Annotated in this window: 14 protein-coding genes; 3 read left to right on the top strand and 11 right to left on the bottom strand. The window is 72.6% G+C overall.

Annotation, left to right across the window (positions count from 1 at the left end):
• Nucleotides 1-40 precede the first annotated feature (40 nt).
• On the bottom strand, nt 41-439 hold the full coding sequence (locus tag A4W93_RS18445) for a YchJ family protein (protein ID WP_085751999.1): 399 nt from the start codon (nt 437-439) through the stop codon (nt 41-43).
• A 102-nt stretch (nt 440-541) separates the two neighbouring features.
• Between A4W93_RS18445 and imuA the strand changes: the two genes are divergently transcribed.
• Both imuA and A4W93_RS18435 read left to right on the top strand, forming a co-directional pair.
• Complete coding sequence (gene imuA, locus A4W93_RS18440) at nt 542-1477, top strand: translesion DNA synthesis-associated protein ImuA (RefSeq protein WP_085751998.1); 936 nt, start codon at nt 542-544, stop codon at nt 1475-1477.
• Between the two features lie 27 nt (nt 1478-1504).
• Nucleotides 1505-3106, top strand: a complete 1602-nt coding sequence (locus A4W93_RS18435; protein WP_099959932.1) for a Y-family DNA polymerase — start codon at nt 1505-1507, stop codon at nt 3104-3106.
• 47 nt (nt 3107-3153) lie between these two features.
• Here A4W93_RS18435 and A4W93_RS18430 read toward each other — a convergent pair whose 3' ends face one another.
• The 7 genes from A4W93_RS18430 to A4W93_RS18400 all read right to left on the bottom strand — a co-directional run bounded on the left by A4W93_RS18430 (nt 3154) and on the right by A4W93_RS18400 (nt 21894).
• Nucleotides 3154-3498 carry a hypothetical protein gene (locus tag A4W93_RS18430; RefSeq protein ID WP_085751996.1) on the bottom strand — a complete coding sequence of 115 codons (345 nt, stop codon included), beginning with the start codon at nt 3496-3498 and terminating at the stop codon, nt 3154-3156.
• 131 nt (nt 3499-3629) lie between these two features.
• Nucleotides 3630-4769: a zinc-binding dehydrogenase gene (locus tag A4W93_RS18425; protein ID WP_085751995.1), complete on the bottom strand. Its 1140-nt coding sequence runs from the start codon at nt 4767-4769 to the stop codon at nt 3630-3632.
• A gap of 76 nt (nt 4770-4845) precedes the next feature.
• On the bottom strand, nt 4846-6942 hold the full coding sequence (locus A4W93_RS18420; RefSeq protein ID WP_085751994.1) for a site-2 protease family protein: 2097 nt from the start codon (nt 6940-6942) through the stop codon (nt 4846-4848).
• Nucleotides 6942-8282: an efflux RND transporter periplasmic adaptor subunit gene (locus A4W93_RS18415; protein WP_085751993.1), complete on the bottom strand. Its 1341-nt coding sequence runs from the start codon at nt 8280-8282 to the stop codon at nt 6942-6944. Before A4W93_RS18415 ends, A4W93_RS18420 begins: the two co-directional genes overlap by 1 nt.
• The gene (locus A4W93_RS18410) at nt 8279-9049 is read right to left on the bottom strand and encodes an efflux RND transporter periplasmic adaptor subunit (protein ID WP_085751992.1); all 771 of its coding nucleotides are present in this window, start codon (nt 9047-9049) and stop codon (nt 8279-8281) included. Before A4W93_RS18410 ends, A4W93_RS18415 begins: the two co-directional genes overlap by 4 nt.
• Nucleotides 9033-10565 (bottom strand): TolC family protein, encoded by a 1533-nt coding sequence (locus A4W93_RS18405; RefSeq protein WP_085751991.1) that lies wholly within the window; start codon nt 10563-10565, stop codon nt 9033-9035. Before A4W93_RS18405 ends, A4W93_RS18410 begins: the two co-directional genes overlap by 17 nt.
• A 22-nt stretch (nt 10566-10587) precedes the next feature.
• The gene (locus A4W93_RS18400) at nt 10588-21894 is read right to left on the bottom strand and encodes a cadherin-like domain-containing protein (RefSeq protein ID WP_085751990.1); all 11307 of its coding nucleotides are present in this window, start codon (nt 21892-21894) and stop codon (nt 10588-10590) included.
• A gap of 226 nt (nt 21895-22120) precedes the next feature.
• Here A4W93_RS18400 and A4W93_RS18395 point away from each other — a divergent pair, with 226 nt between their 5' ends.
• Nucleotides 22121-23638 (top strand): Do family serine endopeptidase, encoded by a 1518-nt coding sequence (locus tag A4W93_RS18395; RefSeq protein ID WP_085751989.1) that lies wholly within the window; start codon nt 22121-22123, stop codon nt 23636-23638.
• 69 nt (nt 23639-23707) lie between these two features.
• Here the strand turns inward: A4W93_RS18395 and A4W93_RS18390 are convergent, their stop codons facing one another.
• The 3 genes from A4W93_RS18390 to A4W93_RS18380 are packed head-to-tail and all read right to left on the bottom strand — an operon-like array spanning nt 23708 to nt 26124.
• On the bottom strand, nt 23708-24787 hold the full coding sequence (locus tag A4W93_RS18390) for a protein-glutamate methylesterase/protein-glutamine glutaminase (protein ID WP_085751988.1): 1080 nt from the start codon (nt 24785-24787) through the stop codon (nt 23708-23710).
• Entirely contained in the window at nt 24784-25302 is a 519-nt protein-coding gene (locus A4W93_RS18385; protein ID WP_085751987.1) for a chemotaxis protein CheD, read from the bottom strand. The genes A4W93_RS18390 and A4W93_RS18385 overlap by 4 nt, the downstream gene beginning before the upstream one ends.
• Nucleotides 25303-25320: 18 nt before the next feature.
• A complete protein-coding gene (locus tag A4W93_RS18380; protein ID WP_085751986.1) occupies nt 25321-26124 on the bottom strand; it encodes a CheR family methyltransferase in 804 nt (267 codons plus the stop codon).
• Nucleotide 26125: the final 1 nt, after the last annotated feature.

The following is a 26125-nucleotide window of genomic DNA, read 5'->3' as shown; positions in this document are numbered from 1 at the left end:
GGACGGCCGAGGCCAAAGGTCGCGGAATCGGCCGGGACGGTCAGTCCGTGTCGCCGTCGAGGTAGAACCAGCGGCCGTCCAGGCGGACGAAGCGGCTCGTCTCGTGCAGCCGGTGGGCGCGTCCCTGGAGCTTGCTGCGGGCGACGAACTCGACGGTGGCGTGGTCGGCGTCCTGGTCGGCATGGCGGCGCACCTCGAGCCCCAGCCACCGCAGGCCCGGAGGGTCCGGGTCGAGCGTGGCGGGGCGGGTGTCGGGGTGCCAGGTGGCCAGCAGGTAGGGCAGGTCACCCCGCACGAAGGCGCTGTACCGGGAGCGCATCAGCGCCTCGGCGGTGGGGGCCTGCAGATGCAACGGGCCGGTGTGGTAGCGCCCGCAGCAGCTTTCGTAGGCGAGGGGGCGGGGCTCGGTGGCGCGGCAGGGGCAGGGATCGAGGGGCATCGGGGGCGGATTTCACGGAGACCCCGGAACCGGGTCGGAGGGCATTGCCAGCGGGGCGGGGGCGTGCCACTATACTGTTCATCCATACAGTAGTTGAACGCCATGCCGCCCGCCATTGTCTCCCTTGCCGAGCCGTCGCGCACCGCCGCAGGCCCCGTCTCGCGGGCCGGTGGTGACGAAACGTCTCCCGCGCCGCCTCCCCGGGCCGACCGGCTCGATCCCGAACGCCTGCACCCCGCCCTGTGGCGCGGCCACCAGCTGGGCCGCCATGCCGAGCAGGGCTGTGCCACCGGCTACGAGGCACTCGACGCCCAGCTGCCGGGCGGAGGCTGGCCGCGGCGGGCCCTGTCGGAACTGCTGCTGGCCCATCCGGGCATCGGCGAGATCCGCCTGCTCGCCCCCGCGCTCGCCGCGGTGCAGCAGGCCGGCCGCCTCGTGATGCTGTTCGACCCGCCGGCGGTGCTGTCGGGCTGGGCGCTGGCCGGCATGGGCCTCGACGTGGAGCAGTTGCTGCTCATCCAGGCGGCCTCGCAGGTGCCGGTGGACCCGGGGGCGGCGCCACCCGGTCCATCGCGCCAGGTGGGGGTGCAGTCGCGGTTGTGGGCGCTGGAACAGGCCCTCAAGAGCGGTCACGTGGGCGCGGTGCTCGCTTGGCTGCCGCCCCGCCTCGCGCCCGACCGGGTGCGCCGCCTGCAGCTCGCGGCGCAGGCCCACGACGGCCCGGCCTTCGTGCTGCGCGAGGCGTCGGCCCAGTCGTCGCCCAGCGCGTCGCCGCTGCGCCTCGGGTTGCGGGCGGCCGGTGTGGACCAGCTCGCCGTCAACGTGCTCAAGCGGCGCGGCCCGCCGCTGCTGCAGCCGCTGCACCTGCGGCTGCCGGCCATGCTGTCGCCGGTGGCGGCGCGGCGGGCGCGGTCGGCGGGGCCGGCGGGGGAAAGCGAGGTCCGGCCCGTGGACGTGCCGGTGGGGCAGGGTGCCGATGCCCTGGCCGAACCCGTGGCGCCGCGCTTGCCGTCGGCCACGTTCGTCAACCTCGCTTGAGCCACGTCGTGGACTGGAAACCTTCCGGTGTTGTGGATCGGTCTGTACCTGCCCTGGCTGTCGCTGGAAGCCTTCGTGGCCACGTTGCCGCCGGAGGCCCGCGGCACGCCCATCGCGCTGATGCACCTGCACCAGGTGGTGTCGCTCAACCGCGCGGCCCATGGGCTCGGGGTGCAGCGGGGCATGAAGCGCGCCACCGCGCTGGCGCTGGCGCCGCAGCTGCTGTTCGGCGAAGCCCACGAGGGGCGTGACGCGGCCGCGCTGCAGGCGGTGGCGCATGCGGCGCTGGCGTTCTCGCCGGTGGTGTGCCTGTCGCCACCGGCCGGGGTGCTGCTGGAGGTGTCCACCACGCTGCGCTACTTCGGCGGCATCGACCGCCTCGCGCAGCGGCTCGACGACACGCTGGCCCCGCTGGGCCATCGCGTGTTCCGCGCGCGGGCGCCCACCGCGCAGGGGGCGGCGCTGCTCTCGCGGTGGCGCGATGGTGTCCTGTGCCCCGACCTCGCCACGCTGCAGGCCGCGCTCGACGACGCACCGCTGCCGGTGCTGGCGGCGGCCCAGCCGCACCTCGAGACCTTCCTGGGCATGGGGCTGCGCCAGCTCGGCGAACTGCGGCGGCTGCCGCGGGCCGGGCTCGCGCGGCGTTTCGGCGAGGGGCTGCTCGACGAACTCGACAGCGCCTCGGGCGACCGGCCCGACCCGCGCGAGTCGGTGGTGCTGCCCCCGGCCTTCGACAGCGAAGTGGAGTTGTTCGCCCGCGCCGACACCACCGACCAGCTGCTGCACGGCGCCGAGGTGCTGCTGGCGCGGCTCGTGGTGTGGCTGTCGGCCCGGCATGCCTTCGTGCGGCGCTTCCAGCTCGTGCTGCGCCACGAGGGCCGCCTGCGCCGGGCCGAGGGTCCGTCGGTCACCCCCGTCGACGTGGCCCTCGCCGAGCCCTCGCGCGATGCCGGCCACCTGCAGTCGCTGCTGCGCGAGCGCCTCGCGGCCTTCGTGCTGCCCGCGCCCACGCTCGAGCTGGCGCTGCACGCCCACGACATCGCGCAGCAGCCGCCCCCCAACACCGAGCTGTTTCCCACGCCGCGCAACGAACGCGAGGGCCTCGTGCGCCTGATCGAACGCCTGCAGGCCCGGCTCGGCCCGGCCCGCGTGCAGCGCCTCGTGCGCGTGCCCGACCACCGGCCCGACCGCTGCGCGCACACCATGCCGTACGAACCCGGTGCGGCGCCCCGGGCGCCCGAACCGGTCGTGACGTCACGCCGCCCCGTGCGCCGCCAGGCGCGGGGGGCGGCCGAGCGGGCGGCTGCTTCATCCGCGCCCACGAAGCCACCCGTGCCGCTGGCCCATCCGCTGGAACCGGAACGTCCCGCGCCGTCGATGCGGCCGGTGTGGCTGATGCCCGAGCCGGTCCCCCTGGCCGAGCGCCAGTCGCGTCCGCTGCTCGATGGCCAGGTGCTGCAACTGCTGTGCGGGCCCGAGCGCATCGAGGCCGGGTGGTGGGACGAAGGGCTGGCCGAGCGCGACTACTTCATCGCCGGCACGGCGGAGGGGGCGCTGGTGTGGGTGTACCGGGCGCGGTTGCCTCTGTCAGGCGGGGAGGGGTGGTTCCTCCAGGGCCGGTTCGGATAGCCTTCGCACCGGAACGCCGTCCCGGCGTTCCGTGCGCGTGTCCGGGTTCAGCGGATGACGTTGTACCCGCGGCCCGTCAGGCAGCGCTTGAGGACGGTGCCGCGGTCGGCGTCCTTGGCGTGCTGCTGGCCGATGATGCCCAGCGACGCCCGGTCCGCGGCGGCACCGGCGGCGCGGCTGGCGAAACGGGTCACGTCATCGAGGTCCTGGTTGGCGATGGCCGCGCAGTGCTTGTAGTCGGACTGGTAGGCGACCGTGTCCACCTTCGCCAGGTCGACGAGGTCGTAGCCGGCGAGCGGTTCGACCGGGAGTTCGGGCTCGAGCGTGGTGCAGGCGGCCAGGGACAGCAGGCCGAGAGAGATCGCGAGCACGGACAGGGGACGGAAGTTCATGGGAACGGTTCGCTGGGTTGTGAAAGGGCCCCCATTGTGCGTGGTCCGTTCGGACCATCTCCAACGCCGGCGGTCACCCGGCCCGAGCCGGGATGACGTGGGCCGGGCGTTGGCAGCGTTCGACGTGCCGCTCAGCGGTTCGGCACGATCAGGAATTTCTCGCCCGTGGCCCGCTGCCCGTACGCCTGGATCACGTCCGGCTGCAGGGTTTCGGCGAGGGTGATCTCGCGGGAGTAGTGGCTCTTGAACGTGGTCTTCAGTTCCGCAGCCACCCGCGCGCGCAGCTTGCCCGCGGCTTCGCTGCCGATCTTCTGCAGGAACGGGGTCAGCAGCCAGCCGCCCATGCCCCAGGCCATGCCGAAGCTGCGGTTGAATTCGGTGGGCGAAGTGTCGAGGCCGCCGTACAGGTAGACCTGCTTGTGCACGGCCGAGCCGTAGCGGCTGTATTCCTTGGCGTTGCGGTTGATGGCGGCTTCCATCGCCGTGAGGATCTGGCCGGCGAGCTTGCCGCCGCCCAGCGCGTCGAAGGCGAGGGTGGCGCCCGTGGCGGCCAGCGCGTCGGTCAACTCTTCCATGAAGTTGGCCGACGACGAGTCGACCACGTACTTCGCGCCCTGGGCCTTCAGCAGCGCCGCCTGCTCGGGCTTGCGCACGATGTTGACGAGCGGGACGCCATCTTTCTGCGTGATGCGGTTGAGCATCTGGCCGAGGTTGGAGGCGGCGGCGGTGTGCACGAGGGCCGTGTGGCCTTCGCGGCGCATGGTCTCGACCATGCCGAGCGACGTGAGCGGGTTGACGAAACACGAGGCGGCTTCGGCGAACGTGGTGCCGTCGGGCACTGCCATCACCTGCGACAGGTGCAGACAGCGGTATTGCGAGTACATCGAGCCGCCCAGCACGCCCACGGTCTTGCCGAGCAGCGCCTTCGCGGCGGGGGAGTCGCCCGTGGCCACCACCACGCCCGAGCCCTCGTTGCCCACCGGCATGGACTCGTCGACGCGCGAGGCCAGCGCGCGCATCAGCTTCTCGGGCATCTTCGCCGTGGTGACGATCTTCGCCCCCGAGCCCGAGGTCTTCAGCGTCGACAGGTCGGCCATGCCGACCAGCAGCGCGAGGTCGGACGGGTTGATGGGGCTGGCCTCGATGCGCACCAGCACCTCGTTTTCCTTCGGCGTGGGCACGGGCACGTCGGCGAGCGACAGCTCGAGTTCACCGCTGGCCTTCAGCAGCGAGCGGAGTTGCAGGGCCGTGGTGGGGATGGGGCTGCTCATGGTCGGTTCTCCAGGGAGGAATCGGTCGAGTCTAGTCCGCTTCGCACGGTCGTGCTGTCGCCTGGGTTACGAAAAATCAGAAGCCGCTTTCCCGCAGCAGCACGGCGCCGAGCCGGGTCATCCCGTCCCCCAGCAGGCTGCGGGGCGCGCCGTCAATCCGGAGCCGTCCGCGGGTCTCGCGCTGCCCTGGCGGGGCCGTGTCGAGTTGCACGAGCACGTGGAACCGTGGCGGGTCGGGCTGCAGGGACTCGCCACGCGCCACGACCGGCAAGGGCCCACCGAAGCGGGTGGCGAGCATCGGGTGGCCGAGTTCCGAGACCCGGGTGCTGCCGATCGACACCACCCGGCCCGCGAGCGGGGTGGCCACGCCTTCGGCATGGAAGCTCACGGCGTCGCCGGGCCGCAGCCGATGCACTTCGTCCTGGCGCACGTAGGCGTCCACCTGCCAGCGGGTAGGGTCGATCAGCACCCCCAGCAGGTCGCGGGTGCCGACCCACTGGCCCGGCTGGCGCTCGGGGTCGACGTCGAGCCACCGGCCGGTGGCGGGCGCGCGCAGCTGCAGCCGGGCCATCTCGGTCCGGGCCGCGCGCACCTCCTCCACTTCGACGATGAGCCGCTGCCGGGTGGCGGCCAGTTCGGCGCTGCCGGCCGGGTCGGCGATCAGCCCCGCGAGCCTCGCCTCGTAGCCCTGCTGCCCGGCCTCGTTGCCACGCATGCGCGAGTCGATGTCGGGGTCCTCCAGCACCACGAGCGTGTCACCGGCCGTGACATCGCCGGCAGGACGCACGTCGCTCAGCCGCCCGGGGAACGGCGCGTAGACCCGGGTCTGCTGCTGCGAGCGGGCCACGCCCACCGCGTCGACCTGCGTGCGCCAGGGCACGGCGAGGAACGCCAGCGCGGCCAGCCCGAGCAGTCCGGCGGCCAGTCGGCGCGACCCGGGCACGGCCCGGCGCGCCGCCCACCAGTGCCCCAGTTCGCGCCACACCGGCCGCACGATGAACCACAGCACCTCCACGACGAACAGCACGATGCCGAGCACCTTGAAGAACAGCAGGTACACGGCTACCGCGATGCCGGCGAACAGCACGAGCCGGTACAGCCAGGTGGTGACGGCGAAGGCCACGAGGGCGCGTCGACGTCCGGTCGGCTGCGCCTCGGGCCACGGTTCGTCGAGCCCGAGCAGCGAACGCCGCAGCGCGGTGCGCGCGAGGGCCGACGACCGTTCGTGCAGGTTCGGGAAGTCGAGCAGGTCGGACGTGATGAAGTAGCCGTCGAAGCGCATGAACGGGCTCGCGTTGAGCGCGAGCGACAGCACCCAGCTCGTGGTGGCGAGGTACAGCAGCGCGTTGCGCAGCGGACCGTCGTCGCACAGCGCCCAGCCGAGGGTCGCGAGCCCGGCGAGCCCCAGTTCGGCGAGGATGCCGGCGGACGCCACGGCCAGCCGCTGCCGCGCGCTGCGCAGCTTCCAGCTCTCGCCCGTGTCGGTGTAGAGCATGGGCCACAGCACCACGAACGCGACACCCATGTGGGCCACGCGCAGCCCGAGGCGGGTGGCCACCAGCGCGTGTCCCAGTTCGTGCAGCGTCTTGGCCACGAGGAGGGCGGCCGCGAAACTCACCAGGCCCTCGGCCGAGAACGACTCCACCACGGCGGCGGCGAAGGTGTCCCACTGCTGCAGCACCAGGATCACGCCGAGCAGCCCGAGCGCGGCCACGAGCCACGCGGTGGCGGGCCGCCACACCGGGTCGAGCGCCGCCGACAGCCGCTGCAGCACGGCCTGCGGCCGCAGCAGCGGGATGCGGAAGAACAGGTAGTGGTGCAGCCACCAGCGCCCGTGCAGCCAGGGGTTGCCTTCGCTCTGCGACCGCAACCGCGCGGTGGCTTGCGCGTCGGGGTGCACGAGCTGGTTCGACGCGAGGAAACGGCCGAAACCGACGACCTGGTCGACGTCCGGCTGCAACGCGGTTTCCGCGGCGATCTGCTCGCAGATGCGGCCCGGTGGCTGGCCCCAGCGCAGCAGGCATTCGAACTCGAACCAGCCGATGCGGTAGAAGCGGTTGAGCACCGCGTCCTCGATCACCCACGCGGGCGAACCGTCGTGGCCGGGCGAGGTCTCGCTCAGCTTCAGGTCCTCGCGCAGCGGCGGGGTCGGACGGTCGGCGGCCGCATCCATCACCAGCCCGTCCAAGCGCGCACGGCCGCGAGCGGGCGGCGCAGCAGGTAGTAGCCGAGGGTCACGCGCTCGCCGTGCAGCTTGGCGGTGCCGTGGAGGCCGAGCCGCGCGAGGGCCGGGGCCCCGTCGATGCTCGCGAGCAGGCGGTACGAGGCCACGCCGTCGTCGCCGGTGCGGGCCTGGTAGCTGGTCTCGAGGATGTGGCCTTCCAGCGGGTCGAGCGGGTAGGCCGTGAGGAACAGCGTGACCCGGGCGCCAGGCTCCAGTGCGATGGCATCGGCCACGGCGAGCTGGATGCGCATCGCGGGTCGCGCCGGGTCGGCCAGTTGCAGGATGCGTTCACCGGTCACGACGGGTTTGCCGAGCCAGTCGTCCGGGTCCGCGAACACGGCCACGCCCGCGCGGGGCGCATGCACTTGCGTGCGCTCCAGCTGGGCCTGCACGGCCGCGAGTTCCGCGCGGCGCTGTTGCGCGCGGCCGGTCAGCAGCGTGATCTCGCCCTTGCCCTGGGCGGGGTCGAAGGCCCGCTGGCTCGCGGAGACGAGTTCGGCGTCCGCGACGGCCACCTGTTTCCCCAGCACCTCGGCGCGGCTGCGCAGCGTGGTCTCGTCGAGCGAGAACAGCAGCGTGCCGGCCTCCACCGCCTGGTGCGGCCGCACGTGCACCTCGCGCACCACGCCGTCGATGGGCGACGTGATGGCCTGCGCCTGCCGCGAGACCACGTCGGCGGGCGCGAGTGCGGTCTGGCGCACCGGCACGAGCAGCAGTGCCGCGGCCCCCATCGCGAGGGCGATGGCCTGCCGGCGCGAAGGCCACCACCGCCGCCAGGAACGGTGCGCCGCGAACGCCGACCAGGCGTGGGCCCAGGTGCGCCATACGCCCTCGAGCAGCGCGGGCAGCGGGTCGGGCGGCACCGCGTCGAGCAGCAGCAGCACGAGGCCGAGGCGGCGGCCGTCGCGATCGTGCAGCGGCACGCACCAGAGGCCCTCCGGCCACCATTCGGCCCAGCCTTCGGCCACGTCCGCCGGCGGCGACACGGCCTCGCGGGCGAGCCAGACGGGGCCGGGGCCGGCCAACTGCGTCGCCACCCAGCGCACCGCGCGGTCGAGCCAGACGAGGTACGGCGAATCCTCCGTCGGACGCGCGAGCCCGGAGATGCAGAGCAGCTCGAACGACGCGCCGTGCTGCGCCATCACGACGGCCTGGCGGTAGTTCAGCAGCGGGTGCAGGTCGTTGGCCATCGAAAAGGCCAGCGCGTTGAGCGAGGCGGCCTCGAGCGCCCGGTCGCGCACGGCCACCAGGGCCTGCAGCAGCGGGGCGGTCGAGAGGCGGTCGTTCACGGCCGGTCCGGCAACCGGGCGGTGCCGCTCATGCCGGCCGACAGTTCGGCGTGTTCCGCGTTCAGGCGCGCCTCCAGCTCGACCGACTGCGCCACCGCGTCGACGCGGGAGCTCACGCCGCTCACCTTCGCCGCGTACCGCTTGCCCGTCTCGTGGATCAGCACCTCGAGCGGCATCCCCGGCTGCAGCCTCGGCAGCAGCGACGAGGGGGCGTTGAGCCGCACCTTCAGCGCGCCGTCGCTCACCAGGTCGAACAGGGGCGCGCCGGCCGCGACGGTCTGGTACGGCTTCACGTACACCTTCGCCACCCGGCCGCGGAACGGGGCCAGCACCTGGCAATAGCTGCCCTGCGTCTGCGCGAGGGCGTTGGCGCCGTCGGCCTTTTCCACCTCGGTCGCCGCGGTGGCCACCTCGATGTCGCCCACGGCGTCGAGCTTGCGCAATTCGCGCTTGGCGTCGAGGTTCTGCCTCGCCATCGCGAGTTCGGCCGCGGTGACCTTGGCGCGTGCCTGCGCCTCGCCGCAGTTCAGGCGCACCAGCACCCCGTGGCGGTCCACCCGCTGGCCGAGGCCGGCCCGCAGCTCGCCGAGCGTGCCGTTCATCTGGCTGGACAGGGTCGTCTCGAGCTGCGCGGCCAGCAGCACCCGGATCGCGTTCGGATCGTCGGGCGGCGGGCGGGCGGACGGCGCGGCCTGGGCGAGGGCGGCGCCGTGCCACAGCGCGGCGAGGCCCAGCGCGAGGGCGATCCGGTCATTTCGGCGTGGCATCGGGCAGGTCCGGGGTGGTCACCAGGAGGCTGAACGTCTCCTGGTCGCGCAGGGTGCGCTGGATCTCGCGCGCGAGGGTCTTCACGTCGTGCGTGGCGATGGTGGCGGGCAGGGTCTCGAGGCCCACCGAGTTGTAGAGGCGGCCCCAGGCGGCCTGCGCGCGCGAGTAGGCGGCGTCGCGCTGGTAGCGCGACAGCAGGAAGCGCCCCTCGGCGCGGATCACCTCCAACTCCGAGCCGAAGCGGGTGGACCGCGACGCGTTGGCGTGGTCGAGCAGCGAGCGGTCCACGCGCAGGCTCTCGTCGGCGAACCCCACCTCGTGCCGCGCCAGCTGGTAGCGCACGACCCCCACCCGCACCTGCGTCAGGATCGCCATCGACAGCGCGACGCGGCGCAGGTCGTCCGTCTCGGCCTGCGAGCGCGCGGCCGACTCGATCGACGGCAGCTGCAGCAGCCGCAGCAGGTTCAGCGAAACCTGCACCCCGGTCGTGGACCAGTGGTTGTTGTAGAGGTACTTGTTCGAGTCGTACTCGGCGCCGAGGTTGACGCTGAGGTTGGGCCACAGCTGGGCCTTGGCGATCTTGAGGTCGTTCTCGTTGACCCGCTTGCGGTACCACTCCTCCATGATTTCCGGACGGCGTTCGAGCGACAGCCGCTCCAGTCGCTCGGTGTCGTCGCCCACCGCGGGCAGGAAGGGCTCCTCGCCATCGGCCAGCACCATCGGCGAGTTCGGCGGCAGCGACATCAGCGCGACCAGTTCGGCGCGCGCGAGTTCGAGGTCCTGCCGCCGCACGGTGAGCAGGCTCACGGAGTCGAGCAGCGCGCGCTGGTACGCGAGGATCTCCTGGCGCGGCAGCAGGCCCTTCTCCTCGGCCTCGCGGGCCTGGCCGAGCGCGCGGTGCGTGCGGGCGAGCAGCGCGTCGACGTGGGGCATCAGCCGCTGCGCGGCGAGCGCACGCCAGTAGGCGTTGCGCACGTCCTGCAGCACGTTCTGCGCGACCTTGCGGCGCCGCTCCTCGGCCATCAGGATCTGGTCCGACTTCTGCTGGCTGCGGTAGTAGGCCACGCCGAAGTCGAGCACGCTCCACGTGAGGCCGAGCCCGGCGACCGTCCGGTAGCGCTCCTCCGACGTGGACGCGCGCAGGCTCTCCTGCCGGTCCTCGATGCCGATGGAGGTGCCGCCGGAATCGTTGCTGCGGCCGGTGCGGCCGGCGCTCGCCACCAGGCGGGGCAGCATCTCGTGGGTCGACACGTCGCGCAGGTCCGCGGCGAGTGCGCTCTCCATCAGCTTGAGCCGGTAGTCGAGGTTGTACTTCAGGGCCCGCGCCGCGGCCTCGTGGAAGTCGATGGGGCCGGTGACGGGCTCCTGGTCGGCGTACATGCGCGCGGTGTCGGCCTGGATGCGGTCCTTCTTCTCCGCGTCCGTGTGCGGCTGCGGACCGGGTGTCGCACAGGCCCCGAGGACCAGCGCGGCGCCGAGCGACAGCAGCGGGGTCCGGATCGTTCGTGCGGTCATCGTGGGTCGGTGCTCCTTCGGATCAGGGGCGCGGCGTGCTGCCGCGGCCGAGGGGGTTCTGCCGCCGGGCCGCCTCCTGGAGCTGCGCGCTCAGGCCCGGGGCGGTGGCCGGGCCTCTCAGGAGGCCGGCCGGGTCGGGGGTGAACGGCGACGGGTCCGCGAGCAACCCGTCGGCCGACAGCGAGACCCGGCCCGGGCGGCCCAGCAGCACGTCGATGTCGAGTTCGGCATCGGCGCTCGACTGTTCGACGACCGCGTGCACCTGCTGGCCCGGCACGAGGCCCAGCCCGGCGCCGAGCGACACCGGGGGCAGCCACCGCGTGCTGACGAGGTCGATGCGCGTGCCGTCGCTGCGCCAGCCCGACAGCGAGTCTTCCAAGCTCTGCCGGCTCACCACGGGTCCCACGAACACCACCGGCGTGACATCGGGCAGCGACGTGGACGGCGACGTCGTGACCGGGTCGACCGCCGGGACGTGGGGGCCGTCGTCGCCCCGGGGCGGGGCGGGTGGTGGAACGTAGGGCGCGGCGATGTCGAGGTGGATCACGAGCTCGGCCTGGTCGGTGGCGCCCGCCCGGTCGGCCACCTGGTACGTGAACACGTCCTGCAGCACCTGGCCCAGGCCGGCGGCCGCGAGCACCTCGGGGTTGGCCAGGTCGATCCGGTACGTGTAGGTGCCGTCGGCGTGGATCTCGAGGGTGCCGTAGCGGCCCGCCAGCGCCTGGCCCACCGGGCCCATCGCGCCGGCATCGCCCTCGGCGCCCGGGCGCACGCCCACGACCAGCAGGGTGTCGCCCGCGTCCACGTCGGTGTCGTTCGGCAGCACCGAGCCGGTCACCTGCGGCGATGGGGTCTGGTCCGACGCCACCGCGGTGTCGTCGGTGGCCACCGGGGTGTCGTCGGCCCCCTGCACCGTGATGGTCAGGCGGGCTTCGGAGACGGCCCCGGCCGTGTCCCGCATGCGGTACGTGAACACCTCGACGAGGGTGTCGCCGGCGGTGCGCAGCGCCTGCACGGCGGGCAGCGTGTTGTCGAGTTCGTAGAGGTAGCCGCCGTCGGCGTCGAGCACGAGCCGGCCGTAGGCGCCCGCCAGCGCCTGGCCGGCGAGGGCCGTGCGGCCGTCCGGCCCGGCCACGTCGATCACCTGTTTGGTCTCGCCGTTCGCGGCCCCGTCGACGTCGGTGTCGTTGGCCAGCACGTTGCCGGCGGGGTCCGTGCCCGCCGTGCCGTTGGCCACGCCGCCGGCCTCCACGGCGGTGGCGGTGTCGTCGGTGGCCACGGGCGTGTCGTTGCGGCCGTCGACCACCACGTCGAGCCGGCCCTCGGCGGTGGCGCCCCACAGGTCCTTCACCGTGTACGTGAAGACGTCGGTGACGGTCTGGCCCGACACGCGCAGCGCCTGCACGGCGGCCAGCGTGTCGTCGACCGTGTAGGTCCACGTGCCGTCGGCGGCCAGCGTCAGGTCGCCGTAGAGGCCGCGCAGGGGCGTGCCGAGGACGCCGGTGGCGCCCGCGGTGCGCACGTCCGACACGGTGAGCGGATCGCCCTCGACGTCGGTGTCGTTGGCGAGCACGTTGCCGCCGGCCGGGGCACCGGGGTCGGCGTTCGCGAGACCGCCGGCCTCGATGGCGGTACCGGTGTCCGCGACGGCCACCGGGGCGCCGTTGCGGCCGCGGATGAGGATCACGAGTTCGGCCGCGTCGGCGAGCCCGCCGCGGTCGGTCACCTGGTACGTGAAGCGCTGGGTGACGAAACCCAGCGGGCCCAGCGCCTGGATGGTCGGGTTGTTGGAGTCGACGTGGAAGGTGAAGCTGCCGTCCGCGCCGATGACGAGGTCGCCGTACTGGCCGGAGACCACCGTGCCGTCGGCGCCGGTGGTGCCGGCCGGGACGGCGCTCGATGCCCCGCCCGCGGCTTCCGAGCCTTCCCGGATGCCGGTCACCGCGAGCGTGTCGCCGGCATCGACGTCGGTGTCGTTCGCCAGCACGTTGCCCGACGGGTCGATGCCGATCGAGCCGGGGTCCAGCGCGGCCACGGCGTAGGCGCCGTCGGTGTGGGCCACCGGCGCGTCCCACGCGCCGCGGATCGCGAGCGTCAGCTGGGCGAGGCTGCTGGCGCCGGCGCGGTCGTGCATGCGGTAGCTGAAGACGTCCTGCAGCAGGTCGCCGGGCTTGAGCGCCTGCACCGTGGCGAGGGTGTTGTCGAGCGCGTAGGTGTAGGAGCCGTCGGCGTTCACGGTCAGCGTGCCGTACGTGCCGGTCACCGCGGTGGCGCCGGAGACGGTGGTGAAGCCTCCGGCCCCCGAGGTACCGCCCGTGCGCACGCCGTCCACCACCTTGCTGTCGCCGGCGTCGACATCGGTGTCGTTGGCGAGCAGGTTGCCGGCCGGGTCGGTCCCCGTGGTGCCGTTGGCGGTGCCCCCGGCCTCGCGGGCCACGCCCACGTCGTCGGCCGCCACCGGGTCGTCGTTGCGGCCGCGGATGAGGATGGACAGCTGCGCGCCGGCCGTGGCGCCCGCGGCGTCGGTCACCGTGTACCGGAACGAGTCGCGCAGCTGGTTGGCCACGGTGCGCAGCGCCTGCACGGCCGGGTCCGTGTCGTCGACGACGTAGGTGTAGCTGCCGTCGGCCTGGATCGTCAGCGTGCCGTGTTCGCCTCGCAGGGACACCCCGACGGTGCCCGGGACCCCGTTGGCGCGGGCGATGCCGTTCACGGCCAGGGTTTCGCCATGGGTGTCGACGTCGCTGTCGTTGGCCAGCACGTTGCCCGATGCCGGACTGCCGGGCGTGCCGTTGCCGATGCCGCCCGCCTCCACCGCCGCGCTCGTGTCGTCGCGCGCCACCGGCGTGTCGTTCGCTCCGCGGACGGTGAGGGTCAGCGTGGCGGAGTCGGTGGTGCCATCGGTGTCGGCGAGGGTGTACGTGAAGGTGTCGGACAGGGTGTCCTGCGGGCCGCGCAACGCCTGCACGTCGGCCATCGTGTTGTCGAGCCGGTAGCTGTAGCGGCCATCGGCGTCGAGCGTGAGCCAGCCGTAGGTGCCGCGCAGCGCGGCGCCCACCGTGCCCGTGGTGCCGGTGCCGGCCTCGGGGCCGGTGCGTACCGCGGTGACGGCGCGGGTCTCGCCGTAGTCCACCGGGTCGCCGGGCACCTCGCCGCCATCGGCGTCGACGTCGTTGTCGAACACGTTGCCGACCGGGTCGACGCCCGCGCTGGCGTTGCCGGCGCCCCCCGCCTCGACGGCCGTGCCGGTGTCGTCGGCCGCGGCCGGGGTGTCGTTGCGTCCGTGGATCAGCACGACGATCTCCGACTGGTCGACCTCGCCCTGGCCATCGTCGACGGTGAAGGTGAACCGCTCGACGAGCAGGTCGCCCGCGTCGCGCAGCGCCTCGACGCGCGGGTCCGCGTTGTGCACGGTGTAGCCGAAGCTGCCGTCGGACAGGATGGTCAGCGTGCCGTAGGTTCCCGTCACCACCGTGGGCTGGCCCGGCACCACGGCCACGTCGGTGCCGCCGTCGGCCCGTGCGCCCGCGCGCACGAAGGTCAGCGTGAGCGGGTCGCCGTCGGGGTCGAAGCTGTTGACCGTCGCGTCGCCGGCCGGGTCGACACCCGCGGTGCCGTTGGCGACTCCTCCGCGCTCGACGGCCTGGGCGACGACGGTCTGGGCGACCGGCGGGTCGTTGACACCCCGCACGGTGATGACGATCTGGGCGCGGTCGGTGAGCCCGGCGGTGTCGGTGATCTCGTAGGTGAAGGTGTCCGTCAGCGTGTTGCCGGCGGGCAGCGCGAGCACGGCGGCGTTGGTGCTGTCGACGTCGTACGTGGTGCTGCCGTCGGCACCGATGCGCAGCGTGCCGTACTGGCCGGTGACCACGGTGCCGTTGGCCGAGGTGGTGCCGCCGGCCACCGTGGCCAGCACGCCGCCCGCGTTCTCGGCGCCGTCGCGCACGCCGGTCACGACGAGCCGGCTGCTGGGCCGGTCGGCGCGGTCGACGTCGAGGTCCACGCCGTTGCCTCCGGCCTGGTCGATGGGGCCGGGGCGGCTCGGGAAGAGGATCACGTTGCCGCTCGGGTTGCTTTCCTGGGCGTTGCCGTTGGTCGACGCGGCCTGGGCGGTGGCCTGATCGTCGCTCGCGACCGGATTGTCGTTCGTGCCCTGGATCGTGATGGCGAGTTCGGCCACGTCGTTCAGGCCGCCCGCGTCGGTGATCACGTAGCTGAAGTACTCGCGCAGCGTGTCGCCCGCGACGAGGCGCTGCACGGCCGTCTTCGTGTTGTCCACCTCGTAGCGGTAGCTGCCGTCGGCACCGATGAACAGCGTGCCGTAGGTGCCGGTGACGGAGGCCGCGCCACTCGCGCTGGTGGACCCGGCCGTGACCGGCGCGTAGGCGCCGCTCGTGGCCTCGCGCAGCGTGCGCACGCCGCTCACCACCGCCGTCTCGCCGTTGGCGACGCTGTCGACGTCGGTGTCGTTCGCGAGCACGTTGCCGGTGGCGTTGGCGCCGCCCGAGCCGTTGGCCACGCCCCCGGCCTCGACCGCAATACCGGTGTCGTTCTGGCCGACCGGGTTGTCGTTGCTGCCCTGGAGCGTGACCGTGAGCGTGGCGCCGCCGGTCGCGCCGGCCAGGTCGGCCAGCACGTAGTCGAAGCGTTCGACGAGGGTCTGGCCCGAGGTCCGCAACGCCTGCACCGCGGCGAGGGTGTTGTCGACGATGTATTGGTACGCCCCGTCGGCGCCCACGTCGAGGCGGCCGTAGAGGCCCGCGATCACCACCGCGCCGCCCGCGGGCACCGTCACCGGCGGCACGCCGCCCTGCAGGCCGATCGAGGTGACGGCGAGGCGGTCGGCGTTGGTGGCGATGTCGACGTCGAGGTCGTTGTCGAGCAGGTTGCCGCGCGGGTCGGTGCCCGGCCGTCCGTTGGCGGCGCCGCCGGCCTCGACCGCGGTGGCGGTGTCGCCGACCCCGGTGGGCGCGTCGTTGACGGCGGCCAGCGTGATCTGCAGCGTGTCGGTGTCGGTGAGGTTGTCGTCGACCGGTTCGCCGGGCACGCCGTCGCCATCGGCGTCGCCGAAGTTCCCCTGGTCGCGGGTGGTCATGCGCAGCGTGTCCGCGCCATTGAGGTTCGGCAGACCGAGGTACACGAGGTTGGCGAGGGCGAGGTTCACGTCGGCCACGGTGCCGGTGAGCACCAGGGTCGCGGTGTTCGCCCCGCCCACCGTCACCCCGGATGGCGTGGCCGACAGCGACAGCGTGCCGCGGCCCGCCTCCAGCGTGACCTGCACCGCCCGGTCGCCGGTCACCGGGTCGCGATCCGCGTCGACGTCGGAGACCGAGAGGCCGGGGATCGGCAACGGCACGTCCTCGAGCCCGCTGGCGGGGGACGGCAGGTGGTTGACGGGGGCGTCGTTGCGCTCGACGTACCCGGCGTCGGCCGTGCCCGTGGCTCCTTCGCCGAGCGACACCACGATGCGGCCGGGGGCGGACCCGCCGTCGCTGTCGATGCGCACGCGCAGGTCGCCCACCGGCTGCGGGTAGGACACGGTGCCCGTCGGGGTGTCGATCGCGAAGGTGCCCGCGGCCAGCACGCCGAAGTGGTAGCGCCCGTTGGTGTCGGTGACGGCGGTGAAGGTCCGGTTGTCCGCGGCCGTCCCGAGGTCGCCGTCGGCACCGGCCCAGGTCAGCGTGACGGTCTGTCCCGCGAGGCCCGGGCCGTCCGGTGTGGCGCTGCCGGTGGCCGAGGCGGTGTCGTTCCACAAGGTGCCTGCGATCACGCCGAGCCCCGCGCCTTCGCGCAGCACGTAGGTGTTGGGCCCGGTTCCACTGCCGGTGCGCTCGCCGGTCACGGTGCCGTCGGGTCCGACGGCCGAGCCGCCCCAGCTGGTGAAGGTCTCGGGCAGGCTGCTCCAGGTGAGGGTGGCGTCGCTGCTGGCCACCGGCGTGCCGTTGGGCACGTCGACGCGGTACACCGCCTGCACCTGCGTGCCCACGTCGAGCCGCGCGAAGTCGAGGGTGACGCCACCGGCGTCGCTCGTCGCCACGGTGACCCCGGCGGGCAGTGCGCCCGGTGCGTAGACGACACCGTCGATCGACAGGCTCACGAGGGTGTAGCCGGTGCCCCCCGCGAAGCCGTCGGCCAGGCGCACGTCGTACGCGGGCAGCGTGCCGTCCTGGCGGAAGCCCACCTGCACCGTCGCCTGGCCGGTGGTGCCGCCGGTGTTCGGGTCGAACGCCGTGACGAGCTTGTCGAGCCCGGTGAAGTGCGGTTCGACCACCCGCTCCACCACGGTCGCGCTGACCCCCCGGTCCGTCCCGTTGACCTGCTCGACCACCCTTGCCCCGAGCTCCACGCCGGCGACGTTCGAGGCCTGGTTGCGCACGCGCGTGTTGAATTCGAGCACCACGCCTTCGAGGTCGGCGTCCGCGCCGTCGTGGTTCGTCACGTTGCCGAGGTCGAACGTGATGGTCTGGCTGCCGTCGGCGTTCGTCACCACGGTGATGCGCGAGGGGTCGAACACACCGTCCGGCGCCGGTCCGGAGAGGTCGGCGGGGAGCGCCTGCGCCTGGGGACTGTCCTGGTTGCCGGTGAACGCGAGCGTGCCGCCGACGATGAGGTTGGCATCGCTCACCAGACCGCCGTTGTTGGCGCCGAAGCCGATGCGCACGGTGTTCGCGATGGCGTCCGGGGTCACGAACTCGAGGCCGTTGGCGAGCTCGACACGGATGCGGTAGTTCGGGTTCGAACCCTCGGGCACGAGCACCACCGCCCGGTAGCGCACCACCTCGCCGACGGCCACGGTCTCGAGCGGGTCCGTCGTGGGGTTGGCGGCCGCGGTGTCGGGCAGTCCGCCCACCCGGGCGAGCAGCACGCCGTGGGCGATCGGGATGCCCGCCGTCGAGGCGCGCTGGTAGTCGTTGAGGCTGCCGCCGGCCAGAGGCCCGTCGGCCCCGGTGCGTTCACCGCCGTCGACGCCGTCGAGGCTGGTCCAGCGTACGGTGGCGGTGTTGGCGATCGTGGTGCCGCCGGCCGCCGTGGCATTGACCACACCGGACACGCGGATCACGATGCTGCCGCCCTTGGCGACGTCGATGTCGGCGCCGGCCACCGAACGCAGCTGGCCGCCCGCGATCTCGAAGTCGGGCCCGCCGTGGGCGGTGGCGCCGTTCAGGTACGTGACCCCGAGCAGCGTGTAGTTGCTCAGCTGCGTGGGCAGGTTGTCGACGAGCGTGATGTCGAAGGCGCTGAAGTCGGCGCTGCCGCCGGGGTTCGTCAACGTGATCGAGAACTCGACCGGGTCGCCCTGGTCGTAGCCGCCGAGCTGCGGGTCCGACAGCAGGGCCTGGCTGACCTGCAGCGTGGGCTCCTGCACGGTGACCACCGGCCGGCCGCCGGTGACCGCGGCGGTGCGGTCGACCGGCACCGAACCGTTGGGCGTGTCGCCGTCGGGGTCGGCGTGGACCAGCGCGCCGTCGTTCTGCCGCGTGCGGCCGGACTGGTTCGCGATGACGTTGCTCGCCACCAGCTGCACGCGGATCACGAAGCTGTTGTTGCCCACGACGTTGTCGGCCGTGGCGGCCGATGCGGTGAAGGTGAATCGTGCGCCGGCGCCGTCGGCACCGAGCGTGCCGCTGGTGGCCGCGATGCCGCCGACCGTCACCACGCCGCCGAAGTCCGCGGCGAGCGCGGCGCTGCCCGTGGTGGTGGTGATGAGCTGGTAGCCGAGGCCGCCGTTGAACGTGGTGTCGAGCCGCAGGCCGGCGGGCACGAGGTCGTCCACGCGCAGGCTGCGCGTGCTGCCCTCCGGCAGCGTGACCACGATGTCGTAGCGCATGCGCTCGCCCACGACGAGGTTGCTGCCGGTGGTGTGGGGGGCGCTGGAGTCGCCGTCGTCGAGCGAGCCGCCGGCGAACACGAGCCGCAGTTCCGGCGAGGCCACCTGGGCGTCGGCCAGGTCGTCGAGGTCGGTCGGCGTGAAGTCGGCGCCGCCGTCGACGCTCGCGTACCGCGACAGCACGGCCGTACTCTGCAGCGTGCGGCTGGCCTCGATGCCACCGTCGACGACCACGTCGCACGTGATGACCACGAGGTTGGCGCCGCTGGTGTCGGCCGCCGTGCCGGCGCGGCCGGCCTGCAGGCTCGCGACGCCGCCGGGGTCGAGGAAGGTGACTTGGTTGCCCGACACGCTGAAGTCGACGCCGGCCACGAGCTGGACGCCGTCGCCGCGCCACACCTGCAGGTTCGCGCCGGCGAGGCTGCCGCCGACGAAGCCGAACCCGGCCGGCAGGTTCACCGACGCCGTCACGTCGAACGCACCGCCGCCGCCGCTGTTCTCGATGGCGGTCGCCAGGCGCAGCACGTCGCCGCCGTCGATGCCGGTCACCGAACCCTCGACCGCGGCGAGGTCGGTCAGTGCGCCGCCGAACGGCACGCCGCCAGCGCCCGGCGCGGCCCACGTGCCGGTGGTGCCCGTGACGGTGCCGTGGGTCGCCGAGACCACGCCGTGGCGGATGTCCAGCGATGGTTCCGCCACGGAGTTGATGACGACCGTGTCGGCCGACACGAGCGGGAGGTGGGCGAGGGTGGTGGTCTGGCTCGACTGCACGAGCACGTCGAGCGCCCGCCGGTCCGCGAACGGCTGGTCGCCGACCCGCAGCGTGAACTCCACCTCGATGCGGCTGCCGTTCACGTCGGCCGTCGCGAAGCTGCCGAAGTCGAAGACCACCGAATTGCCGGGGCCGCTGGCGACACCGACGATCGGACCGGGGTTGGTGTTCCCCGCGCCGAGCGCCCACTGGCCCGTGCCGCCGCCCTGGCTCCACGTGATGCCGGACGCATCGAGCAGGGGCTGCGGGAGGTAGGCGGTCAGCGTGAACTGTTCGTAGTCGCCGGTCACGAGGTCGTAGCTCAGGCGGAACGTCACCGTGTCGCCGGGCCGCAGTTCCGCACTGCCGGGGGTGGCGCCGTTCACCGCGGCGAGCGCGATGTCGACGGTGCGGGTGGCGATGGTCTGCGTGACCGCATCGGTGTCGGTCTGCACGCTGCCGGTGAGGTTGAACTTGTCTTCCAGCACGCTCGCGTTCACCGTGGCGCTGTTGCCCACGCTGTCGCCCTCGTTGATCTCGTTGTGCGGGTTGCCGGCGGGGGGCGTGTAGGCCTGGCCCACGAGCGCCGCGTAGCTGATGACGGCCAGCACGGCGCCGTCGCGCTGGCTGTCGAAGGCGAGGTCGCCGTTGAGCCAGCCGCGGGTGTCGTGGGTGGCATCGAGGATCGACTGGGCGATGTCGAAGGCGAGCGCGGTGCTGCCGTCCGCCTGGGGCACGAGGGTGCGGTTCAGCACGAGGGTCCGGGTCTCGCCGTCCACCGTGACGGTGAGCGTCGGCGTGCCGACCACGGTCTGTCCGTCGGCCAGCAGGTCGTTCACCACGAACTGGCCGTTGTGGAAGAAGTCCTTGCCGAAGGCGAAGTAGTCGGAGAGGGTCAGGGTCAGCGTGTAGTTCAGCGTGTCGCCCGGCGTGAGGCCGGGGCGTCCGGCATCGGTCTGGATCGACACCGCCTTGTCGACGACGATGGACCGGGCCTCGAACTGGGTGGCCGTGCCGGTGCCGGAGACGTCGATGGTCGTCGCGGGCGCCGTGACGTCGCGCGGGTCGAGCGGAGTCCACTGGCCCGTGGCGGTGGTGGGCCCCACCACGATCGTGACGGCGTTGCCAGTGGTGGGGTCGAGCACGGGTTGCCCGCTGGCGCCGGTCTCGGGCACGTGGAAGTGCACCACCGTGTCGGTGGCAGCGGCCACGGTGTCGTAGGCGACCGTGAACGCGGACAGGAAGATGCCGTCCCGGGCGATGGCGGCGTCGATCGCGGCGGCCTGGGTGATCACGCGGCCGTCGGCCAGCGTGATGGAGGCGATGCGGCCGCCGGCGGCCGGCACGATCGACGTGACCTCGATGTCCGTCGGCAGCGGCTGGGTCACGAGGACGTCCGTCAGCGTCTGGCCCGGCGCGGGGGTGGCGGTCACGACGAGGGTGCGGCTGTAGTTCGGGCCGGTGGCGGTCTTGCCGTCCGGGGCGTCGACCACCTGGGTCAGGGTCACCGCGGTGGGGTGGACCACGAAGGCCTGCGTGGTGGCGCCGGTGAGGCTCGGGTCCTGGGTCGGGTTCGCGAGGGCGTCGTTGCCGAGCTCGAAACCGCTGCCCACGCGCAGCGTCAGGTCGGGCGACGCGTTGGACAACGAGGTGTCGGCCAGCGGGCTCAGGCTCATCGTGACCTGCACGGAGATGGCCGGCTGGTCGCGCGAGATGCTCGCGTAGGGCAGCTGCAGCACCACCAATTGGTCACCGGGGCGCAGCCCGTACGTGGCGGCGTCGAGCACCACCGGCGCGCCGGTGCCGTCGCGGGCCAGCGGGTGGACGGCCTGGCCCGCGGCATCGAAGGTCACGGTGCGGGCCACGAGGTTCTGGCCGAGCGTGCTCGCGGACACGAAGGCCAGGCCATCGTCGCCATCGCGTCCGGTGGATGGCAGGAACAGGTTGATGAACGGTGCGTAGCCTTCCTGCGTGGAGGCGTTGCGGAAGTCGACGTTGAACGTGAAGGTGTCGCCGATCAGCACGTCCTGGCCGGCCGAACCGAGGCTGACGGTGGGGTCGGCGTCGGCGAGCAGGCCGGTGAACGCGGCCCGGGCCCCGGCCGACAGGGCGAGCGGCTGGTCGAGGGTGCCGTGGGTGACCTCCAGGTCCCAGTCGCCGCCGGCGGCCGGGGCCCCGGTGTTGTCGTCGGACGCGCCCACGTCCGCGCCGGTCCAGCGGGCGAGGTCGTCGACGAGAGCCTGGCCTTCGGGGCCGGCGCCGATGCGGCAGCCGTAGAGCTGCACGTCGGCGCCTGGCGCGAGGTGGTCGCGCCAGCGCTCGAACTGGGCCTGGACCACGCCGGCCGTCTCGGAGGTGATGGCCTGGTCCCCGATCTGGAGTTGGCCGGCCGCCCCGTGGGAGAAGATCTGCACCGCCTCCACCTCGCCCATCGCGGCGAGCCGGGCGGAGATGGCCGCCAGGCCGTCGTCGCCCGGTTGCAGCACCAGCACCTCGGCCCCGGGCGACACGCCGGCGGCCAGCGCCTCGCGGCCGGACACCCGGCTGTCGAACACGACGAGCGTGCGCGGGGGGGCGCCGACGGGTGGGGCGTCGGGTTGCGGGGCCGCGGTGTCGTGGTGTTCCGCGGCAGGGTGCGTGTCGGCCGCGGCCACCGCGGCCGCACCGTCGAACAGGATGCGCGGCTCCAGGGCCAGCGCACACGCCTGGGGTCGGAAGGGGTGGCGGGCGCGGGGTGAGGAAACGGCCATGAATTGCCCTCGACAGCGTCTGGCGGGCTCGGCGGACCGGGCCTCCGGGGCATTCTGGGCGGGGCCTCCGGCGGCCGCAATTGCACCAAGGTGCATGCTCACCCACCGGCGGACATGGGCCTTAACGTTCGCTTCACCTTCGGCTAACCGACCGTTAACCCGCCGAACCTATCGTCGACCCCGACACGGACGCACTTCGTCCGACTCTCTCGAAGGGGTAACGCACATGACACTGAAAACTCTGAATGCCTCGCTGATCGCCGTGGGCGTGCTCGCGGTCGGCACCGCCGGTGCCTTCGGCCTCAAGCCGGAGTTCACCAAGACGCAGTCCGCCGCCGCCGTGACGACGGCCGCCGCGGCCACGGCCCCCGCCAACGCGGTGGCCCCGGTGCCCGCGCAGACCATGGTGCCGAACTACCGCGCCATCGTGGCCCAGGCGGGTCCCGCCGTCGTCGGTGTGACCGTCGAGGGCGTGCACAAGCCCAGCCGCGAGGAGCTGCAGCAGCAACAGCAGCAGCTGCCCCCGGGCCTCGAGAACGACCCGTTCTTCCAGTTCTTCCGCGGCCTGCCCGGCATGCAGGGCGGCGGACGCGGTGGACGCCAGCAGGTGCCGTCCCAGCCGTTCAAGGGCCAGGGCTCGGGCTTCATCATCAGCAGCGATGGCCTGATCCTGACCAACGCGCACGTGGTGCGCGAGGCGAAGGAAGTGACCGTCAAGCTCAACGACCGCCGCGAGTTCGCCGCGAAGGTGCTGGGCACCGACACCACGACCGACGTGGCCGTGCTGCGCATCGACGCGAAGAACCTGCCCACGGTGCGCCTGGGCGACCCGCAGAGCCTCGAGGTGGGCGACCCCGTGCTCGCCATCGGCGCGCCGTACGGCTTCGAGCAGACGGCCACGAGCGGCATCGTGAGCGCCAAGGGGCGTTCGCTGCCGGGTGACGCGATGGTGCCGTTCATCCAGACCGACGCGGCCGTGAACCCCGGCAACTCCGGTGGCCCGCTGTTCGACGGCACCGGTGCCGTGGTGGGCATCAACGCGCAGATCTACTCGCAGACCGGCGGTTTCCAGGGCCTGAGCTTCTCGATCCCGATCAACGTCGCGCTGAAGGTGAAGGACCAGATCGTCGCCACCGGCAAGGCCTCGCACGGCCGCCTGGGCGTGGTGATCCAGGACCTGAACCAGGGCCTCGCCGAATCGTTCGGCCTCGACCGGCCGGACGGCGCGCTCGTCTCGAAGGTGGCGCCCGACAGCGCCGCCGCCGCCGCGGGCCTGAAGCCGGGTGACGTGATCCTCGAGGTCAATGGCGAGCCGGTGCAGCGCTCGGGTTCGCTGTCGAGCCGTGTGGGCCTGTCCGCCCCGGGCGACAAGGTCAAGCTGAAGGTGTGGCGCGACAAGTCGGCCCGCGAGATCGAGGCGAAGCTCGGCGGCCTGCCGGCCGAGGACGAGAAGGTGGCCAGCGCCGGTGAAGGCGAGGGCGGCAAGCTCGGCCTGTCGCTGCGCCCGCTGTCGCCCGACGAGCGGCGCGCCACCCACCTGGCCCAGGGCCTGGTGGTGGAAGGCGCGGATGGCCCGGCCGCACGCGCCGGCATCAACGAGGGCGACGTGGTGCTGGCCATCAACGGCAAGCCGGTCACCTCGGTCGAGCAGGTGATCAGCGTGATCAAGGCCAAGCCGAAGAGTGTCGCGCTGCTGATCCAGCGCGACGGCGAGCAGATTTTTGTCCCTGTGAACCTGGGTTGAGCCACCCCGCGAGGGGTGTTCACGACGCCATCCCGGCGAAGGCTGGGGTGGCGTTTTTTTCGTCCGTGGTCAGAGCGTCAGCTGGCGCTGGATCTCCTGCCCGATGGCGCCCAGCGGGATCACTTTCTCGGCCGCGTTGCGCTTGATGGCTTCCTTCGGCATGCCGAAGACCACGCAGCTGTCCTCGTCCTGTGCCGCGGTGCGGGCACCGGCGTTGCGCATCTCGAGCAGGCCGACCGCGCCGTCGTCGCCCATGCCGGTCATGATGACCCCGAGCGCGTTCGCGCCCGCGCACTTGGCGACCGACCGGAACAGCACGTCCACCGACGGGCGATGGCGGTTCACGAGCGGGCCGTCGACCACCTCGACGAAGTACTGCGCGCCGCTGCGCTTGAGCACCATGTGGCGACCGCCCGGGGCGATCAGCGCGCGGCCGGGCACCACGCGGTCGTTGTTCTCGGCTTCCTTCACCGTGATCTGGCACAGCGTGTTCAGGCGCGCGGCGAACGCGGCGGTGAACTTCTCGGGCATGTGCTGCACGATGACGATGCCGGGGCTCACGCGCGGCAGCGTCGTCAACACCTCCTCGAGCGCCTGCGTGCCGCCGGTGGACGTGCCGAGCGCCACCACCCGTTCGGTGGTCTGCGTCATCGCGCGGGCGGTGCTGGGCGGCAGGATCACGTCGGCGGTGTTCTTCGCCACCGGGGTCAGCGGGGCGGGGCGGCCCGCGGCGAGCCGGCGCACGTTGGCCTTGGCCGCGGCCTTCACCGTCTGGACGAGTTCGTCGCCGGCCTCGCTCAGGAACTGCTTGAGGCCCACCTTGGGCTTCGTGACGATGGCCACGGCACCGGCGGCCATGGCCTCGAGCGTGGTCTTCGCGCCCTTGTCGGTCAGCGTCGAGCAGATCACGACCGGCGTGGGCTTCTGCTGCATCACCATGCGCAGGAAGGTGATGCCGTCCATGCGCGGCATCTCCACGTCGAGCACGATCACGTCGGGCCAGTCGAGCTTGAGACGTTCGATGGCGAGCACGGGGTCGGCCACCGCGGCCATCACCTCGATGCCGGGCGCCTGCGACAGCAGGCCGGTGAGCACCTGGCGCACCACGGCGGAATCGTCGATGACCATCACGCGGACGGGTGTGTTCATGAATGTTCTCCAGTCAGCGGCGTGAAGCCGGAGGTGGGGTGCACCAGGCGGACCCAGACGTGGCCCGTCGCGACGTCGAAGGCGATCTGGCGGTGGCCCACACCGAACAGGCTTTCCGAGACGATGTGGATGCCGTGCTCCTGCAGCAATCGGCGTGCCGCTTCCCCGTTGTCGCGGCCCACGTGGATGGTGCTGCCCGGGTTCTGGTCCGGGAACATGTTGCCGCCGCCGAAGATCTTGGCCTCGCACTGGGTGGGGAACACGTGTTCCTTCGCCAGGGCGTCCAGCATCAGTTCGAGCGACTCCTCGCCGTAGCGGCCGTCGAGCGGGCCGGTCGCGCGGTTGCCGCGGCGGGCCAGCAGGAAGTGCGACATCGCGCCGATGCGCAGTTTCGGGTGCCACAGCGTGATGGACACGCAGGAGCCGAGCAGCGTGCGGAGCACGCAGTCGGCGCCCGCCACGGCGTACTCGCCGGGACGCAGGATCACGTCGCGGTGTTCTGTGACGATCGCCATGGGTCCCTCTTGAAGCCGTTACGGCTTCCTGTAGATGCTGGGCGCGACCTGCTCGAGCGAGTCGGTGATGTCGTTCAGCGTTTCGGAATGCCCGATGCAGAAGTGACCGCCCCGCTTGAGCGTCGCGAGGATGCGGGCCACGACCTGGCGTTTGGTGTCGCCGTTGAAGTAGATCATCACGTTGCGCAGGAAGATCATGTCGAACGTGCCGAGGTTGGTCGGCAGCGCGGCATTGAGGTTGACCTGCGTGAACGAGACCTTCTGGCGCAGCGCGCGCTCGACCAGCAGCGTGCCGGTCTGGCTCTCGATGCCCTTCAGGCAGAAGCGCTTGAGGAAGTGCTGGGGGATGTGGCGCGTGCGCTCGAGCGGGTAGTGCCCGGTGCGCGCGCGCTGCAGCACCCGCGTGCTGATGTCCGAACCGATCACCTCCCAGGGCTGCTGGGGCAGGGCGTCGGCGAGCACCATCGCCATGCTGTAGGCCTCTTCACCGGTGGAACTGGCGGCGCTCCAGATGCGGAACGGCTGGCCGCGCACCGCGGTGTCGCGGGCCACGTCGCGCAACAGCTCGAAGTGCTTCGGCTCGCGGAAGAAGTAGGTCTCGTTGGTGGTCAGCAGGTCGACGGCGGTCTGCACCTCCTCCGCATCGTCCCCGCTGCTCAGCAGCTTGAAGTACTCGGTGAAGCTGCCGAGCCGGCGCGCCTGCAGCCGCTTGGCCAGCCGGCCGGACACCAGGGCCTTCTTCGCCGAGGAGAGCGTGATGCCCGCCGCGTCGAAGATGAAGCGCTGGAAGTTCCCGAACTCGGCGTCGGTGATGGTGTGCATG

This window comes from Piscinibacter gummiphilus, from assembly GCF_002116905.1.
GTDB classification, from domain to species: Bacteria; Pseudomonadota; Gammaproteobacteria; order Burkholderiales; family Burkholderiaceae_C; genus Rhizobacter; species Rhizobacter gummiphilus.
Note: the sequence above shows the minus strand (reverse complement) of the source record. Positions and strands in the feature narration are given on the sequence as shown.

Bases quoted from the DNA above. Each gene is read 5' to 3' on its own strand.
- A4W93_RS18390 (WP_085751988.1), bottom strand. From the start codon at position 24,787: ATGAACACACCCGTCCGCGTGATGGTCATCGACGATTCCGCCGTGGTG.
- imuA (WP_085751998.1), top strand. From the start codon at position 542: ATGCCGCCCGCCATTGTCTCCCTTGCCGAGCCGTCGCGCACCGCCGCA.
- A4W93_RS18430 (WP_085751996.1), bottom strand. From the start codon at position 3,498: ATGAACTTCCGTCCCCTGTCCGTGCTCGCGATCTCTCTCGGCCTGCTG.
- A4W93_RS18420 (WP_085751994.1), bottom strand. From the start codon at position 6,942: ATGGATGCGGCCGCCGACCGTCCGACCCCGCCGCTGCGCGAGGACCTG.
- A4W93_RS18425 (WP_085751995.1), bottom strand. From the start codon at position 4,769: ATGAGCAGCCCCATCCCCACCACGGCCCTGCAACTCCGCTCGCTGCTG.
- A4W93_RS18400 (WP_085751990.1), bottom strand. From the start codon at position 21,894: ATGGCCGTTTCCTCACCCCGCGCCCGCCACCCCTTCCGACCCCAGGCG.
- A4W93_RS18410 (WP_085751992.1), bottom strand. From the start codon at position 9,049: ATGCCACGCCGAAATGACCGGATCGCCCTCGCGCTGGGCCTCGCCGCG.
- A4W93_RS18380 (WP_085751986.1), bottom strand. From the start codon at position 26,124: ATGCACACCATCACCGACGCCGAGTTCGGGAACTTCCAGCGCTTCATC.
- A4W93_RS18405 (WP_085751991.1), bottom strand. From the start codon at position 10,565: ATGACCGCACGAACGATCCGGACCCCGCTGCTGTCGCTCGGCGCCGCG.
- A4W93_RS18445 (WP_085751999.1), bottom strand. From the start codon at position 439: ATGCCCCTCGATCCCTGCCCCTGCCGCGCCACCGAGCCCCGCCCCCTC.
- A4W93_RS18385 (WP_085751987.1), bottom strand. From the start codon at position 25,302: ATGGCGATCGTCACAGAACACCGCGACGTGATCCTGCGTCCCGGCGAG.
- A4W93_RS18395 (WP_085751989.1), top strand. From the start codon at position 22,121: ATGACACTGAAAACTCTGAATGCCTCGCTGATCGCCGTGGGCGTGCTC.